This window comes from Streptomyces sp. NPDC055078 (assembly GCF_053607985.1).
Genome location: NZ_JBSGUP010000137.1, coordinates 1 through 15,297 on the forward strand (window position 1 = coordinate 1; position 15,297 = coordinate 15,297).

Sequence of the window (15,297 nt, forward strand, 5' to 3'; positions counted from 1 at the left end):
CGGTCGCCCCACCGGTCGTGGCGGCGACCGAATCATGGCCGCCGAACGCAGAGATCGCCCGGCGCAACCTTGCGGGGTTCGGTCCGACCGTCGCTGAGGTCGACAACACGGCCGACCTGCCGTTCCCGTCGGACCACTTCGATCTGGTCGTCAGCCGTCATCCGGTGGTGACCCGCTGGGACGAGGTCCGCCGGGTTCTGCGTCCGCGTGGCACCTACCTTTCCCAGCAGGTCGGCTCCGGGTCGGTGCGCGAGCTGACCGAGTTCATGATGGGGCCGGGGCAGACCTCGGTCCATCCGTACCTGGGACCGTTCGCGACCACAGCCGGTGCCAGCCCGCTCGCGGCCACCGCGAGCGCGGAAAGGGCGGGCCTGGAGGTGGTCGACGTACGCCAGGAAGCACTGCGGATGGAGTTCTACGACATCGGGGCGGTGGTCCACTTCCTGCGCAAGGTGATCTGGACCGTCCCGGGCTTCACCGTCGACGCCTATCGCGAGCGTCTGACGGAGCTTCATGACTTCATCGAGCGCCATGGCCCCTTTGTGTCCTACTCGCAGCGCTTCCTCATCGAGGCCCGGAAGAGCTGACCCGGCCGGGGACACGTCCGCCAGGGGCGGCCGGATCCGCAGGATGGCCTGGATGACCTCAACCCGGTTTCGCGCCGGGCAGCCCTGCTCGCGGCGGGCGCACGGCTGTTCACCGAGCGCGGCTACCAGTCGGTGAACAGGGAACAGATCGGGGCGGCGGCCGGTATCTCGGGGCCGAGCATCCTGCTCGAATACCCGATCGCCCGCCTCTACGCGGACCACCCGGGTCAGCCGCAGCTACGGCGGCACCAGCAGTGAGGTCATGAAGACCATCATCGCCAAGGACATGCACCTGTGACCCACGGCCGACGGTGCGCTCTGGTGTCGACGGCCGGGGCAGTCGATCCCCGGGCCGGTCGTTCCGGCCTCAGCGACCGGGGTTCTCGTGTGGCGGGGGCACGTCCGGGCGGGTGCGACGGAGGCGACGGGTGCGTGGGATCGTGAGTCTCTTGTGGCTGATGAGGACACCGAGGATGACGATCACGGCGCCGACAGGCTCGTTCCAGCGGAGAGTCTCGCCGAGGACGAGGATCCCGAGAGCGACTCCGACGACGGGCATGAGGTAGGTGACGCCGGCGGCGGCGGTCGCGCCCCAGGCTTTGACGACATTCGTGTTCCATATGTAGGCGATGCCGGTGCCGATCGTGCCCAGAGCCAGGACCGCCGCGATGGCCGCCGGGTCGGGCGTGATCGGTGTGAGGGCGATGAAAGGGATCAGCGGGAGGGATTCGAGTGCGCCGATGCCGACCTGGGTGGCCGCGATGGTGATCGAGTCGTAGTCGTACCTGGCGACGAACCGGCGCAGATAGACGAACCCCGAGCCGAGACATGCCGCCGCCCCCAGGCAGGCGAGTTGTGCCAGGTAGTAGTGACCGTCGCTGTCGCCGCTGGTGAACGTCCAGGGTGCGGCGAGGACGACGATACCGAGGGCCGCGGCGACAAGGGCGGCGGATCTCGTCCTGGTCAGCCGTTCGCCGGGCAGGGCGGCGAGGGCGATCAGCATGGTGGTGATCGGGACGGAGGCGTTGTAGATGCTGGACAGTCCCGACGGAATGTACTGTCCGGCCCAGGCGTAGAGCAGAAACGGCGCGATGCCCATCAGCAGACCGGCCACGGCGAGATGAGCGAGAATCCGGGGCTCACGCGGCCATGGTCTGCGGGTGACGGCCATGAGCCCTGCCAGGGTCGCCGCCCCGAGGAGCATCCGGCCGATGGCCACCTGGGCCGGGCTGAGCGCCCTGAGGGCGACGCTCATCAGGAGGAAACTCGCGCCCCAGGCCAGGGTGAGCGCGAGGAACTGGAACAGCGGGCCTCTGAGGGCACCGGCGGCACCTCCGGCACCCCCGGCACCCCCGGCACCGTGAGCGCCGGCCGTCGATGCGGTGGTGCCGGAATCCGAGGCAGTGGTGGCCGAGCCGGTGGTGCCGGAGTCCGATGCAGTGGTCGCCGAGGCGGCGGCACGGCGTTCGGCCGGCTCGTTGGCTCTCTGGGATGACATGCCGCTGCTCTCCTTCGCAATCACGGTCCTGGTGCCTATCATCAGAGCCCAGGAGTATGAATCAAATTGATTCTGCTCATGACTGCATGAAGAGGGTGCATGTCGATGGATGTCACGATTCAGCAGTTGCGTATCTTCGCGGCGGTCTGCGAGTGGGGCGGGTTCGGTGCCGCGGCGGACGAGCTGGGGGTGACGCAGTCGTCCGTGTCCCATGCCCTCGCCGCTCTGGAACGGCTGGTCGGCGGACGACTCGTGCACCGCTCGCCACAGGTGAGGCCGACGTCGCTGGGCGAGACGCTGCTACCGCACGCCCAATCCGTATTGGCATCGCACCGATCGTTCGTCGCGGTGGCACGGGAGGCCCACGGTGAGACGGCGGAGGCCGTGACGCTCGCCGCGACGCCGACCGCGTGTCACCGGCTGGTGCCGGAGCTGCTTCTCGCGTGGCAGCGCCTGACGAGTGTCCAGGTACGGCTGCTGGAGGGCAGCGACGCCGAGGTGGTCGAATGGCTGGAGAAGGGGGTGGCGGATGCCGCGATCGTGGTGGATCCCGCCGATGCCGACGATCCCGCCGAACGAGGCGTCACCGTCGCGCGCGACGACTTCCGGGGCCTCGTACGACGCGATCATCCGGCATCCCGACGCGGCGAGACGGACTTGTCCGAGCTGCTCGCCGATCCGCTGATCGTCTCCGACGGCGGCTGCGAACCACAGATCAGACGTCTGCACACCATGGCCGGGCTCCGCTACCGGCCCACCCTGCACGTACGGGAACTGACCACCCTCATGGGCATGGTCGAATCCCGGATCGGCGTCAGCGTCCTGCCGTCCCTGGCCGGACCCATGCTGCCCGAGGCGCTGACGATGATCTCCCTCACTCCCCGCCTCGAACGCACCCTCGTTCTCACGGGACCGCCCGGCCGCCCGTGGCACCCGGCCGTCGCCAAGTTCTGCGCGGCGGCGTCCGACTCGGCGCCCCGGCCCGCCGCCGCCTCATGACGGGGCGGGCCATTCCGTGGTGCCACCGGCCACCGGCCGCCGAACCCGCCCGCGCTGAGGCGTGAGCATGACGACTGAAGGCGACGGTCCAGTTCTGCGGCGACGGTCTAGTTCGGCGCGGCACAGCATGCGTCGCCGCCCGGGGCGGGGCTCTGGCCCAGCTGGTCGGCGTCGGCCTTGACGACGTAGACCTCCCACGGCTCCCTGCCCGGGCCGTGGACCCACACCTTGTCCTGAAGGGCGTAGCAGCAGGATGTGTCGTTCTCCTCGAACGTGGCGAGACCCGCGTCCTTGAGCCGGGTGGTGGCGGCGGCGACCTCCTCGGTCGTGTCGACCTCGACACCGAGGTGGTCCAGGCGGGTCTCCTGGCCCGGCTCGCCCTCGATGAGGACGAGCTTGAGCGGCGGGGTGGTGATCGCGAAGTTCGCGTAGCCGGGGCGGCGCTTGGCCGGCTCGACGCCGAACAGCTTGGAGTAGAAGGCGACCGACGCTTCGAGGTCGGCGACATTGAGTGCGAGCTGGGCGCGGGACATGGTGGTCTCCCTGATCTCTCCGGACTGCCTTCATTGAAATCTGTCTATTCAAGGTTGCGCCTTGAATAGAAAAACGTCAACATAGAAGCATGTCGAAACAAGAGCTGTGGCCGCTGAGCCGGGGCGGTGCCGCCGGGTGCTGCCCCGCGCTGCTGACCGCGCCGCTGGACGAGGACCAGGCCACCGTCCTGGCGAAGGTGTTCAAGGCGCTGGGCGACCCGGTGCGGCTGCGGCTGCTGTCGATGATCGCCTCCCGCGCGGGCGGGGAGGTATGCGTCTGCGACCTCACCCCGGCCTTCGAGCAGTCGCAGCCGACGATCTCCCACCACCTCAAGCTGCTGAAGCAGGCCGGGCTCATCGACTCCGAGCGGCGCGGAACCTGGGTGTACTACCGGCTGATTCCGCAGATGACCGACCGCCTCGCCGCGATCCTCACCCGCGCCGCCGGGCAGCCCTCGGACGGGACCGAAACCGGGACCGAGACCGGGACCGAGACCGGGACCGGGACCGAGACCGCGTCCGTGTCCGTGTCCGCAGGACCCGTTTCGTGAGCGCCGAGGCCGCCACCACGCAGGCACCCGCGGGGCCGATGGCCGGGCGGCTGTCGTTCCTGGACCGGTTCCTCGCCGGGTGGATCGTGCTCGCGATGGCCGCCGGGCTGGGTCTGGGCCGTCTCGTCCCCGGACTGGGGGACGCGCTGGCGAAGGTCACCGTCGACGGGGTGTCGCTGCCGATCGCGGTCGGGCTGCTGGTGATGATGTACCCGGTCCTGGCCAAGGTGCGCTACGACCGCCTGGACACCGTCACCCGTGACCGGCCCCTGCTGGTGTGGTCCCTGGTCCTGAACTGGATCGTGGGCCCGGCGCTGATGTTCGCCCTCGCCTGGATCTTCCTCCCCGACCTGCCCGAGTACCGTACGGGGCTGATCATCGTCGGCCTCGCCCGCTGCATTGCCATGGTCGTCATCTGGAACGACCTGGCCCGCGGCGACCGCGAGGCCGCCGCCGTCCTCGTCGCCCTGAACTCCGTCTTCCAGGTACTCGCCTTCGGCCTGCTCGGCTGGTTCTACCTCGACTTGCTCCCCGGCTGGCTCGGCCTCGCCGGCACCGGCCTGGACATCTCCGCCTGGGACGTCGCCCGCGCCGTCCTCATCTTCCTCGGCATCCCCCTCGCCGCCGGATACCTCACCCGCCGGCTCGGTGAGGGAGCCAAGGGCCGCGACTGGTACGAGACCGAACTCATCCCCCGTATCGGCCCCTTCGCCCTCTACGGACTGCTCTTCACCATCGTCGTCCTCTTCGCCCTCCAGGGCGACGCCATCACCTCCCGGCCCCTCGACGTCGCCCGCATCGCCCTCCCGCTGCTGGTGTACTTCGGCCTCATGTGGGCCGGGTCCATGGCGCTGGGCAGGGCGGTCGGACTGGACTACCCGCGAGCGACGACGCTGGCGTTCACCGCCGCGGGCAACAACTTCGAACTCGCCATCGCGGTCGCCATCGCCACCTTCGGTGCCACCAGCGGCCAGGCACTCGCCGGAGTCGTCGGCCCCCTCATCGAGGTACCGGTACTCATCGGGCTCGTCCATGTCGCCCTGGCCGCGCGCCGCTACTTCCCCCGACCCGCCACGGCGGCAGGACCGGCCGCCGTCCCGGAAGGACCGCCCGCCGTCCCGGAAGGACCCGCCCATGTCTGACACCCGGCCCAGGCCGTCGGTCCTCTTCGTCTGCGTCCACAACGCCGGCCGCTCCCAGATGGCCGCCGCCTTCCTCACCCACCTCGCCGGTGACCGTGTCGAGGTCCGCTCGGCAGGTTCCGCACCCGCCGACGCCGTGAACCCGGCCGCCGTACAGGCCATGGCTGAGGCCGGTATCGACATGTCCGCCGAGAGACCGAAGGTGCTGACCACCGAGGCCGTGCAGGCGTCCGACGTGGTGATCACCATGGGCTGCGGCGACACCTGCCCCGTCTCTCCCGGCAAGCGATATCTGGACTGGAAGCTCGACGACCCGGCCGGACAGGGAGTCGATGCGGTCCGTCCCATCCGGGACGAGATAGAGCAGCGCATACGCGGCCTTCTGGCCGAACTCCTGCCGGAACACCCCTGATCCTCCTCGTGCTTGGCGCGACGAGCCGCGCGACTCCCATGTGCTGTGCACCATGGTGGGGCGGCTCATCGAACCGGGAGGCCCGGACACCCAGCCGATCTGGGCCGATCCACCCCCGGGGGCTCGGAGCGCGCCTGGACTGCTCGTACGAGGGCTCGGCCATCCCGCGGTGACCGCTGTCGTCGTCGGAGCCGCTCACCGGAGGAGATCGGGCAGTCGGCCACCCTGCTGGGGCGGCCCATCCCCGGCCGACTGCGGTCGGACCTGCGAGAGGCCGGCATCATCCCGCCTTCTGGCAACCGGCCCCTGGCCGCCGGCGACAGCAAGCCACGGGTGTCGCCTCGCCAGGTGGCGGAGCGAGTTATTCCGAATGGCTTGACCGAGAACTGTCAAGCGCTATGGTCTGGACCAAGGAGTGATGCGGACAGCGTCGGGAAGGTGCCGACTGCCGGTGCCCCCACGGCCGGTTGCCGCCCGATTCACCGCACGTTCGCATCCTCGCAATGTCCCCCTTGTCGAGATCCGGGCAGGCAGTGCCGGATCTCCGCAGAGAAGGAGTTGACATGTACGGGAAAAGGAAGCTCGCCATCGTTATCGGCGCGGCAATCGCACCGCTCCTCGCCGTGAGTCTCCCCGCAGGCTCGGCCAGCGCGCACGGCTATATCTCCTCACCCCCGAGCCGGCAGGCTCAGTGTGCCGCCCGCACGATTCCCTGCGGCTCCATCAAGTACGAACCGCAGAGCGTCGAGGGCCCCAAGGGCCTGACGAGCTGTAGCGGCGGCAATGGCGCGTTCTCCGACCTGGACGACGACGGCAAGGGCTGGCATGTCACGCCCGTCGGCCAGTCGACCAGCTTCAGCTGGCGGCTGACCGCACAGCATGCGACCAGCACCTGGGAGTACTACGCCGGGGGCTCGAAGATCGCCGAGTTCAACGACGGCGGCGCCCGGCCCGGTTCGACCGTGACGCATCAGGTCGACTTCAGCGGTCTGAGCGGCGAGCAGAAGGTACTCGCGGTCTGGAACATCGCGGACACCCCCAACGCGTTCTACGCGTGCGTGGACGTGAACGTCGGCTGAGGCGGGGACGGGAGCCGTTTCCCTGAGCCGGTTCCTCGATTCGACTCCCTGAGCCGACTCCCTGGGGTGGTTCTCTGAGCCGACTCCCCGAGTCTGCGAGCGGAAGCCGCGCCGGACCGTACGCTGTCCGGCGCGGTCTCCGTACGCATCGCCCGCGCGGGCCGCTTGAGCGAGTCGCTTGCCCGAACCGTTTGCCCGAACCGTTTGCCCGAACCGTTTGCCCGGGCCGCTTGAGCGGGCGTCCCGGCAGGGCTTGACCCCCGGTCGCGCCAACACTTGTACCCGCTCCGGGAGATGGGCCGGGGTCGATGGTAAGTCCGGAGAAGGGGGAGTAGGCGTGGCTTGGATCTTTCGATTAGGTTGGTGGCCTATTCAACTAGAATGATGCTTCACAGGAGGCGCTTTCATGGCTGACCGCGACCCCAGGCTGATCTCCGCCGCCGAGGTACGTGCCCGGATCGACACCAAGAAGCCGCACTCCGCCAGGTTCTGGAACTATTTTGTCGGTGGTAAGGACAACTACGAGGTCGACCGTGAACTCGGCGACCACATCAAGCACATCTTCCCGGGCCTGGTCGATGTCGCGCGCACCAGCCGGCTGTTCCTCGGGCGGGCGGTCCAGTATCTGGCCGGAGAACAGGGCATCCGCGACTTCCTCGATGTCGGTACCGGTCTGCCCACCGCCAACAACACCCATGAGGTCGCCCAGCGCATAGCGCCCGAGGCGCACATCGTCTACGTCGACAACGATCCCCTGGTGCTGGCCCATGCGCGTGCGCTGCTCACCAGTACCCCCGAGGGGAAGACCGCCTACATCGACGCCAATCTCCATGAGCCCGCCGCGATCCTGCGGAACGCGGCGGGGACCCTGGACCTCTCCCGCCCGGTGGGTCTGATGCTGCTCAATGTCCTGGGCCATGTCGCCGACTACGAGCAGGCGAGGACGCTGGTGTCGGATCTGATGGCCGGTCTGCCGTCCGGCAGCCATCTGGTGATCAGCGACAGCACATCCACCAGCGAGGGCATGATCGCCGCGTCGGAGGCGTACAACAGCAGCGGAGCGATTCCGTACTACGTCCGCAGCGTCGAGGAGATCGCCGGATTCTTCGAGGGGCTGACGCTCGCCGAGCCCGGTGTCGTCCCGGTCACCGACTGGCGCCCCGAGCCGGGTGCGGCGCTCGCCGTCGACGCGTACTGCGCGGTGGGGCGCAAGCCGTAGCGAGCGGGCACTGGTCGGTCCTGGGCTGTCGATTCACCCCTGTCATGTCCAAATGATGTGCAATGTGAGGGGGGCAGGCTCCTGCAACAGCAGCTTCCTGCGGGGACCCGGTGACTCCCGGTGTGGTCGAACACTCCCTTACGGTGCCCGGAGCGATCTCCGCTGGACCGCCACACCTATGAACACGCCGGGGGGCTGTTGTGACGAGGGACGGGAGTGTTCGGAGAGGTTTCACGGTATGGCTGGCGGTGACCCTGCTCGCCGCCGGGGTACCGGTCGCGGCCGGCTCGGGGAGTGCGTACGCCTCGGCCGCCTGTACAGGGGTGGAGTCGGACTACAACGGCGACGGTTTACGTGACACCGCGATCGCGGACCCGGACGCGACCGTCGGGGGAAAGGCGCTGGCGGGCCGGGTCACGGTCGTCTACGGCGGTACCGCTGGAGTCGTGCAACTGGACCAGGATCTGCCCTCGGTGCCCGGCTCGGCGGAAGCGGGTGCCCGGTTCGGCAAGTCGCTTCAGCACGCCGACCTGAACAGGGACGGCTGCAGCGATCTGGCCGTGGGTGCCCCGTACAAGGATGTCGGTACGGCCCGCGACGCCGGTTCTGTGTATGTCATGCACGGGTCAGTCGGTGGTCTGACCGCCGGAGCGGCGCCCACCGCGTACGACCAGACGGGAGTGACGGCGGCGGGCGGGGCCGAGGCCGGTGACCTGTTCGGCTTCGCATTGACCGGAGGTACCACCGCCACCTCGCAGCCCTTCCTGGTCATCGGGGTCCCCGGCGAGGACACGGCGTCGGGCGTCGACTCCGGCCAGCTCCACTATCTGAGCGGCAGCCCACTCACTCTCTCCGTGGTCGACCAGGGGTCCGCCGGGGTGTGGGAGGACCCGGAGCCGGGCGACCGCTTCGGCGCGGCCCTCGCCTCCACCGACCGGTACTTCGCGGTCGGCGTGCCCGGCGAGTCCACCGGCACGGTGCCCTTCGCGGGCGCCGTCAATGTCTTCCGCCCGTCCCTCAACACCGCCGGGGTACCCGATCCGGTCTTCGGCTTCGGCCAGCCGGCCGCCGCGACGGACGACACCCGCCCCGAGCCGTACGACCGCTTCGGCACCTCGGTCGCCATGGTGGCGCACCGGGCCGCCGCGGACACGGCACCGATCGGGGCCCAACTGGCGGTCGGTACCCCCGGCGAGGACCTGGGGACGCTGGTGGACGCGGGCGGCGCGGCCGTCTACCGGGTCAATCCGGACCGGACGCTGACCACGGTGCACGGCCTGGTCCACCAGGATCTCACCGATGTCGAGACACAGGCCACGGCCGGTGACTTCTTCGGCCAGCAGGTGGCACTGGCCAATCTCGCGCCCACCCAGGTGGGTTCGGGGGCGACCGTCAAGCTCGCCGTCGGAGTACCGGGCAAGGAGTCCTCCGGCGAACATCTCGACAAGGGCGGCGTGCAGATCCTCCCCGTCCAGGCGGATCTGGGGGTGTCGGACGCCTGGCTCGACCCCGGCTACGGCATCCCGGGCGTGCCCGAGCACCAGATGTTCGCGGGCAGCAGCCTCGGAGCGACCCCCCAGCACCTGCTCGCCGGTGTGGTCAACCCGGCGGGTGCGGCACCGGGGGCCGTGTACGGGTTCGACTGGACGGCGGTCAGCGGTGCGGCACCGGCCGTGTCCTACACCCCTGGCACGGGCGGTGTTCCGGCCGGTGGGACGGCTTTCGGGGCGGTCGTCCGATGACGGGGGCGTTGTCCGGCAGACCTGCCGCCGCTGATACCGGCACCTCTGATACCGGCACCACTGACACCGATGCAACGGAAACCGGCACCCGCACTTCCGGCACGGGGACAGCCGGCAACCGCACCGCTGACACGACCGACACCGGCGCCACCGGCACGGACCACGGGGGACGTATGAGTCGTACGGGACTGATCGCCGCACTGCTCACGGCCCTGGTGGCCGCCGGGAGCGTCGCCCTGCCGGCTCCGGCCGCATCCGCGCCGGCATCCGCATCGGCGCCCGGCACGGCTCTGGCCGCGCGGTCCGCCGAGGAGCGTGCCGTGCGCGCCGCCGTCAAGAGCGGCGAGGCGACCACCGAACAACTGGCGCAGCGCGCGGCGAAGACCGGCGGGAAACCGGTGGAGGTCACCGGCCTGCGCCAGGAGCGGCGGGATGTGTACGCCAATCCGAGCGGCACCTTCACCGCGCATGAGCACACCCAGCCGGTCCGTACCCAGCGGAACGGGCGCTGGCTCGCCGTCGACGACACACTCGTACGGAGTGGGGACGGGAGTTGGTCGCCGAAGGCGGCGACGGTCGAGCTGGAGTTCTCCGGCGGCGGGACCGGCCCCTTCGCGAGGATGGGCCGCGCGGGCCGTGAGTACGCGCTGACCTGGCCCGGCGGCGCGCTGCCCGCGCCCCAGGTCTCCGGTGACACGGCGCGGTACGCGGAGGTCCTGCCCGGCGTGGATCTGGCGGTCCGGGCCGACAGCGAGGGCTTTGGGCACTACCTGATCGTGAAGAGCGCCGAGGCCGCGGCCAACCCCGAGCTGACCCGGATCGCGCTCGGGGTGAGTACCAAGGGGCTCGAGGTCGAGAAGACCGGAGCCGGAGTTCTGCGGGCGGTGGACGCGGTGTCCGGCGGCACGGTCTTCGCATCCGCCAAGCCCGTGATGTGGGATTCCGGCGCCACCCCGGCAGGCCGTACGGTCACCGGCACCGGCACCGGCACCGGCACCGGCACCGGCACCGGCACGGCCGCCGCCGAGCGCCGCACCGCCCGCGCGGTGACGCCGAGCGCGATGACCCCGGGGCCCGCAAACCGGGCGCCCGCAAGCCCAGGGCCCGTGACCCGGAGCGCGGTGAACCCGACGCACACCACGCCGAGGGTTCCCACGCCGAGCGCTCCCACGCCGAGGGTTCCCGCCCCCACCGCCGACCTCGACGCCGTGGACGCGGGCCGCAAAGCCCCGGTCGGCCTGGAGGTGACGCCCGGCCGTATCACCCTGACGCCGGACACCCGGCTGCTCCGGGGCCGGGACACCAGCTATCCGGTGGTGATCGACCCCATCCCCAAGACGATCAGCCGCACCGCCTGGACCTCGGTGATGTCCGGCATGCCGGGCGAGCAGGACTGGGCCTACTCGGGCACCGCGGGCATGGGCAAGTGTCCCGTCAACTACGAGCCCACCCGGTGCGCAGGTATCGGAGTGCGACGCCTGCTGTTCACCTTCCCGCTCGCCACCTACGCGGGCAAACAGATCCTCAGCGCCCAGTTCTCCGCCCGGGTGGGCGCGGTCTACTGGGCGGACGCCAAGGCCGAACCCGTCGATCTGTACCGGATCGGCGGCAAGGACCGGACCATCACATCGGCCAGCAACTGGACCAACACCAAGGACGACTGGATCGACCCGCTCGGCACGGTGAACACCCGTATCTCACCCACGAGTTCCTGCTCGAACAGCGCCAATCTGCACTTCACCGACGGTGAACTCCTCACGGAGGTACGGACGGCGACCGCCGGTTCCTGGAAGAGCATGTCACTCGGACTGCGGGCCAAGGACGAGACCGACTACCCGGGCTGGAAACGCATCTGCGGCAACAGCTACCTCAAGATCGAGTACAACACTCCACCCCGGCAGATCGCCACCGGTCTGATGACATCCAACCCGGGCGGCAAGTGCCGCTCCGGCACCACCCGGCCCTATACGGACGTCCTGCCGATGCTGCGGACCGAGGCCCGGGACCCCGACCACGGCGGCAGCCAGACGGACCAGGTCAAGGTGCAGTTCCGGGTCTGGTACAAGGATGCCGCCGGAGTGGAGCGCAACTACACGGCGGACACGGGCTACAAGGCCCCCAACGCCGGTACGCCGTTCTCCCACCAGGTCACCCAGCGGCCCGCCGGAACGCCGCAGATCACCCAGAACACCGTGCTCTCCTGGGACGCGCGGGCCTTCGACGGCGACGCCTGGGGACCCTGGAGCGCCCCGCGCTGCGAGATCGTCTGGGACAGCACCCGCCCCAAACCGCCGAGTGTCACCTCCCCCGAGTATCCGGCCGATGACGCCTGGCACCACGGCGTAGGCACCGAGGGCACCTTCACCTTCAAGGCCGCCGACCGGGATGTGAAGGAGTACCGCTACTTCTTCGACGACGAGCCGACCAAGGTCATACCGGTGACCGCGGGCGCTCCCGTCACCGTGCGCTGGACCCCGACCTGGGCGGGGCGGCACGGAGTCACCGTCCTGGCGTACGACAACGCCAACAACTCCAACCTCGTTCCGGCGTACTACGACTTCCTGGTCACCGACGGAAAACAGGCGGCGGGCCAGTGGAGTCTGGCGGAGATCGCCGGCAGCACCGAGGCCCACGACGAGACGGGCCGCCATCCGGCCGTCGTCGGCACCGGGGTGACCTTCGAGACCCCGGGCCCTGGCGGCCGGGCGGACAGCGCGGCCCGGCTCGACGGCACCGCCAACGGATATCTGGACGCCTGGGGCACGGTGATGGACACCGGCAAGAGCTTCGCCGTCAGCGCCTGGGCCCGCCCCGCTTCCCTCGACCGCGACATGGCCGTGGTGAGCCAGGACAGCACCGGCGAACCCGGCTTCGTCCTCGGCTACGACGCCATCGACCGGGCCTGGGTGTTCTCCACGCCGGACTTCGACGTGGACGCCATGAGCCACTGGCGTGCCACCGCCACCGGCGTCCAGGTCAAACAGGACGAGTGGGCGCTGATCACGGGCGTCTACAACGCGAGCGCGGCCGGCGGCCCCGAACTCCGTATCCATGTCAACGGAGTGCTCGCCGGAACCGCCAAGCGCCATACGGTGTGGTCATCGCTGCGCAGCCTCCAGATCGGCCGGGTCCTCGCCAAGAGCGGCTACCGCGACCACTTCCACGGCGATCTCGCGGATATCCGGGTCTTCGACCGGGTGCTGCCCGATGCGCAGGTCGCGAGCCTGATGACCGTCAAGCCGGAACGCAAGGGGTACTGGCCCCTCGAAAGCGCGGTGAACGGCGCGTCCCCCAATATGCAGACGGCGGGGGCGAACCCGGGCCAGCCGCTCCGGCTGAACGCGGGTGCGTCGCTCTACCACCCCGCCACCGAGTTCGACGACTCGGCCCTCGCCGACCAGGGCCATCTGGCGCTGGGCGCGACCGGCGACTGGGCGTCCACCGACAGCACGATCGTCTCGGGAGCCGCGAGCTACACCGTCGGACTGCGGGTCCGGCCCACCACCCTGGACCCCACCCGGACTCAAACCGTGCTCTCCCTCCCCGGAGTGCACACGGACCGGGTGGCCGTGCGCTACCAGGCGGCGACCCAGAAGTGGGAACTGGCCGTCACCGACGCGGACAGCGCCACCGCCACGACCACCACGATCACCGAGGACGAAGCCCTGCCCAGCACGGATGTCGGCGGGCAGCACCTCGCCGTGGTCTACGACGCGTTCACCCACGAGGTGCGGCTGTATGTGGACGGCCGGCCGACCCGGACGGCCGCCAAGGTCTACGACCACACCACCTGGCCCTCCAGCGGCGGCCTTCAGATCGGCCGCTCCGCGCGGGGAGGGGGCAGCGAGTACTTCGCCGGAGCCATCGACGAGGTCCGCGTCTACGCCGGAGCCGTCGACCCCATCACGGTCGTCCGCATGAGCGAACCCACCGGCGATTCCACCCTCTAGTTCCCCACGTCCGGCGGGAGGCGGGGACTGTGTCCCGCCCGCCGCCCGCCGGACCACTGAACGAGCGCTGCCCCTCCCCGTCTGAAACGAGCGTGGCCCGTCCCCGTCTGAACGAGCGCTGCCCCTCCCCGTCCCTTCACTGCCCTGTGGAGTTGTGAGATGCCCCTGCGCGGTCGACTGCTCGCCTCCCGTCTGCCCCGGCTCGCGATAGGCACCCTGGTGCTCGGCGTCTCCCTCGCCCTGTCGGCGAGTACGGTCGAGGCGCTGCCCGCGTTCGCCGACGACGCCAAGCTCCCCGGGATCGCCAGGAACCCGGACCCGGTGCGCACCAAGAACCTCAACGCGAAACCGCGTCCCGCCGACCCGGCGAAGAAGGCGGCGGCCAAGGCACTGGACCCGGCGGTATGGCCCGCCCGGGGGAGTGCCGACGTGGCGCTGAGCCCCGCCGCGCCACCGGGAGCGGCGGCGCGGGCCGGCCAGAGACCCGGGCCGGCCACCGAGGTCGGCGGACTGCCGGTCTCGGTGACCGCCGCCGCACCCGGCAAGGAGCGCCGCCCGGCCGCCGCAACGGCCCAGCCGTCGCGGGTGAACATCACCTCACTCGGCCACGCGGTCGCCCGTAAGTGGGACAGCGCCGCCCTGCTCACCGTGGCGCGTACGGACACGGGCCCGGCGCCCGCTCCGGTGGAACTCACCCTGGACTACTCGGCGTTCGCCCAGGGCGCGGGCGGCGCGTACGGCTCCCGGCTCCAACTGCTGCGGCTGCCTGCCTGTGCCGCGTACGCCGAGCCGGGAAGCACCACGTGCCCCGGCCGCCCCGAGCGCGTCCCCTTCACGAACAACACCGGCGCGCACACACTGACCGCCCGGGTGACCGCCGCCCCGGCCTCCGCCTCCGCCGGTAACAGCAACGGCAACGACAACACTGCCGCCGTGTACGCGCTCGCTGCCGGTGACGCCTCGTCGAAGGGGAACTACAAGGCCACCAGCCTTGCCCCATCGGCGAGTTGGTCGGTCGCCCACTCCTCCGGCGGATTCTCCTGGGACTACCCCGTCCGGACCGTACCGACCCCCGGCGGGCAGACACCATCCGTCGGTCTCGGCTACTCATCGCAGTCCGCCGACGGCCGCACCGCTGCCACCAACAACCAGGGCTCATGGATCGGCGAGGGCTTCAGCTATGAGCCCGGCTATATCGAGCGGTCGTACAAACCCTGCGCGGACGACGGGCACAGCAACTCCGGCGAGCAGTGCTGGGCGTTCGACAACGCCACCATCATGCTCGGCGGCACCGCAGGCGAGCTGATCCAGGACGATGTGACCAAGGAGTGGCACATCTCCCCGGAGAACGGTGCCAAGGTCCAGAAGCTGACCGGCGCCGACAACGGTGACGACAACGGCGAGCACTGGAAGGTCACAACCAGCGACGGCACCGAGTACCAGTTCGGACTCGACAAGCTGCCCGGCTGGACCACGGGCAAGGAACGGACCGCCTCCACCTGGACCGCCCCGGTGTTCGGCGACGACGCGGGCGAGCCCTGCCACAACGCCACCTTCGCCAACGCGCACTGCAAGCAGGCGTGGC

At 70.1% G+C, this 15,297-nt stretch carries 12 protein-coding genes and 1 pseudogene; 11 read left to right on the top strand and 2 right to left on the bottom strand.

The genetic code is table 11. The features are described 5' to 3' along the window. The coding region (locus ACWF94_RS14670) for a class I SAM-dependent methyltransferase (protein ID WP_453487716.1) at positions 1-587 on the top strand (587 nt) is incomplete at its 5' end. A gap of 132 nt (positions 588-719) precedes the next feature. After that, on the top strand, positions 720-845 hold the full coding sequence (locus ACWF94_RS14675; protein WP_453487717.1) for a hypothetical protein: 126 nt from the start codon (positions 720-722) through the stop codon (positions 843-845). A 109-nt stretch (positions 846-954) separates the two neighbouring features. On the opposite strand, the gene ACWF94_RS14680 is transcribed toward ACWF94_RS14675, so the two are convergent. Then, on the bottom strand, positions 955-2,085 hold the full coding sequence (locus ACWF94_RS14680; protein ID WP_453487718.1) for a DMT family transporter: 1,131 nt from the start codon (positions 2,083-2,085) through the stop codon (positions 955-957). Between the two features lie 105 nt (positions 2,086-2,190). Between ACWF94_RS14680 and ACWF94_RS14685 the strand changes: the two genes are divergently transcribed. Next, entirely contained in the window at positions 2,191-3,084 is an 894-nt protein-coding gene (locus tag ACWF94_RS14685; RefSeq protein ID WP_453487719.1) for a LysR family transcriptional regulator, read from the top strand. Positions 3,085-3,191: 107 nt separating this feature from the next. Here ACWF94_RS14685 and ACWF94_RS14690 read toward each other — a convergent pair whose 3' ends face one another. Next, positions 3,192-3,617: an ArsI/CadI family heavy metal resistance metalloenzyme gene (locus ACWF94_RS14690; protein WP_453487720.1), complete on the bottom strand. Its 426-nt coding sequence runs from the start codon at positions 3,615-3,617 to the stop codon at positions 3,192-3,194. An 89-nt stretch (positions 3,618-3,706) separates the two neighbouring features. Here ACWF94_RS14690 and ACWF94_RS14695 point away from each other — a divergent pair, with 89 nt between their 5' ends. The 8 genes and pseudogenes from ACWF94_RS14695 to ACWF94_RS14730 form a co-directional block, all read left to right on the top strand. Further along, positions 3,707-4,168, top strand: coding sequence for an ArsR/SmtB family transcription factor (locus ACWF94_RS14695; protein ID WP_453487721.1), 462 nt, complete (start codon positions 3,707-3,709; stop codon positions 4,166-4,168). A 38-nt stretch (positions 4,169-4,206) separates the two neighbouring features. Then, a complete protein-coding gene (arsB, locus tag ACWF94_RS14700; protein WP_453487727.1) occupies positions 4,207-5,310 on the top strand; it encodes an ACR3 family arsenite efflux transporter in 1,104 nt (367 codons plus the stop codon). Continuing rightward, on the top strand, positions 5,303-5,722 hold the full coding sequence (locus ACWF94_RS14705; protein WP_453487722.1) for an arsenate reductase ArsC: 420 nt from the start codon (positions 5,303-5,305) through the stop codon (positions 5,720-5,722). The genes arsB and ACWF94_RS14705 overlap by 8 nt, the downstream gene beginning before the upstream one ends. A gap of 563 nt (positions 5,723-6,285) precedes the next feature. After that, positions 6,286-6,801, top strand: a complete 516-nt coding sequence (locus ACWF94_RS14710; RefSeq protein ID WP_453487723.1) for a lytic polysaccharide monooxygenase auxiliary activity family 9 protein — start codon at positions 6,286-6,288, stop codon at positions 6,799-6,801. Positions 6,802-7,207: 406 nt separating this feature from the next. Beyond that, on the top strand, positions 7,208-8,020 hold the full coding sequence (locus ACWF94_RS14715; RefSeq protein ID WP_453487724.1) for an SAM-dependent methyltransferase: 813 nt from the start codon (positions 7,208-7,210) through the stop codon (positions 8,018-8,020). A 248-nt stretch (positions 8,021-8,268) separates the two neighbouring features. Further along, positions 8,269-9,762, top strand: coding sequence for an integrin alpha (locus tag ACWF94_RS14720; protein ID WP_453487725.1), 1,494 nt, complete (start codon positions 8,269-8,271; stop codon positions 9,760-9,762). A 173-nt stretch (positions 9,763-9,935) separates the two neighbouring features. Beyond that, on the top strand, positions 9,936-13,712 hold the full coding sequence (locus ACWF94_RS14725; RefSeq protein ID WP_453487726.1) for a LamG-like jellyroll fold domain-containing protein: 3,777 nt from the start codon (positions 9,936-9,938) through the stop codon (positions 13,710-13,712). A 159-nt stretch (positions 13,713-13,871) separates the two neighbouring features. Continuing rightward, positions 13,872-15,297 (top strand): annotated as a pseudogene (locus tag ACWF94_RS14730) (hypothetical protein); the annotation flags it as partial.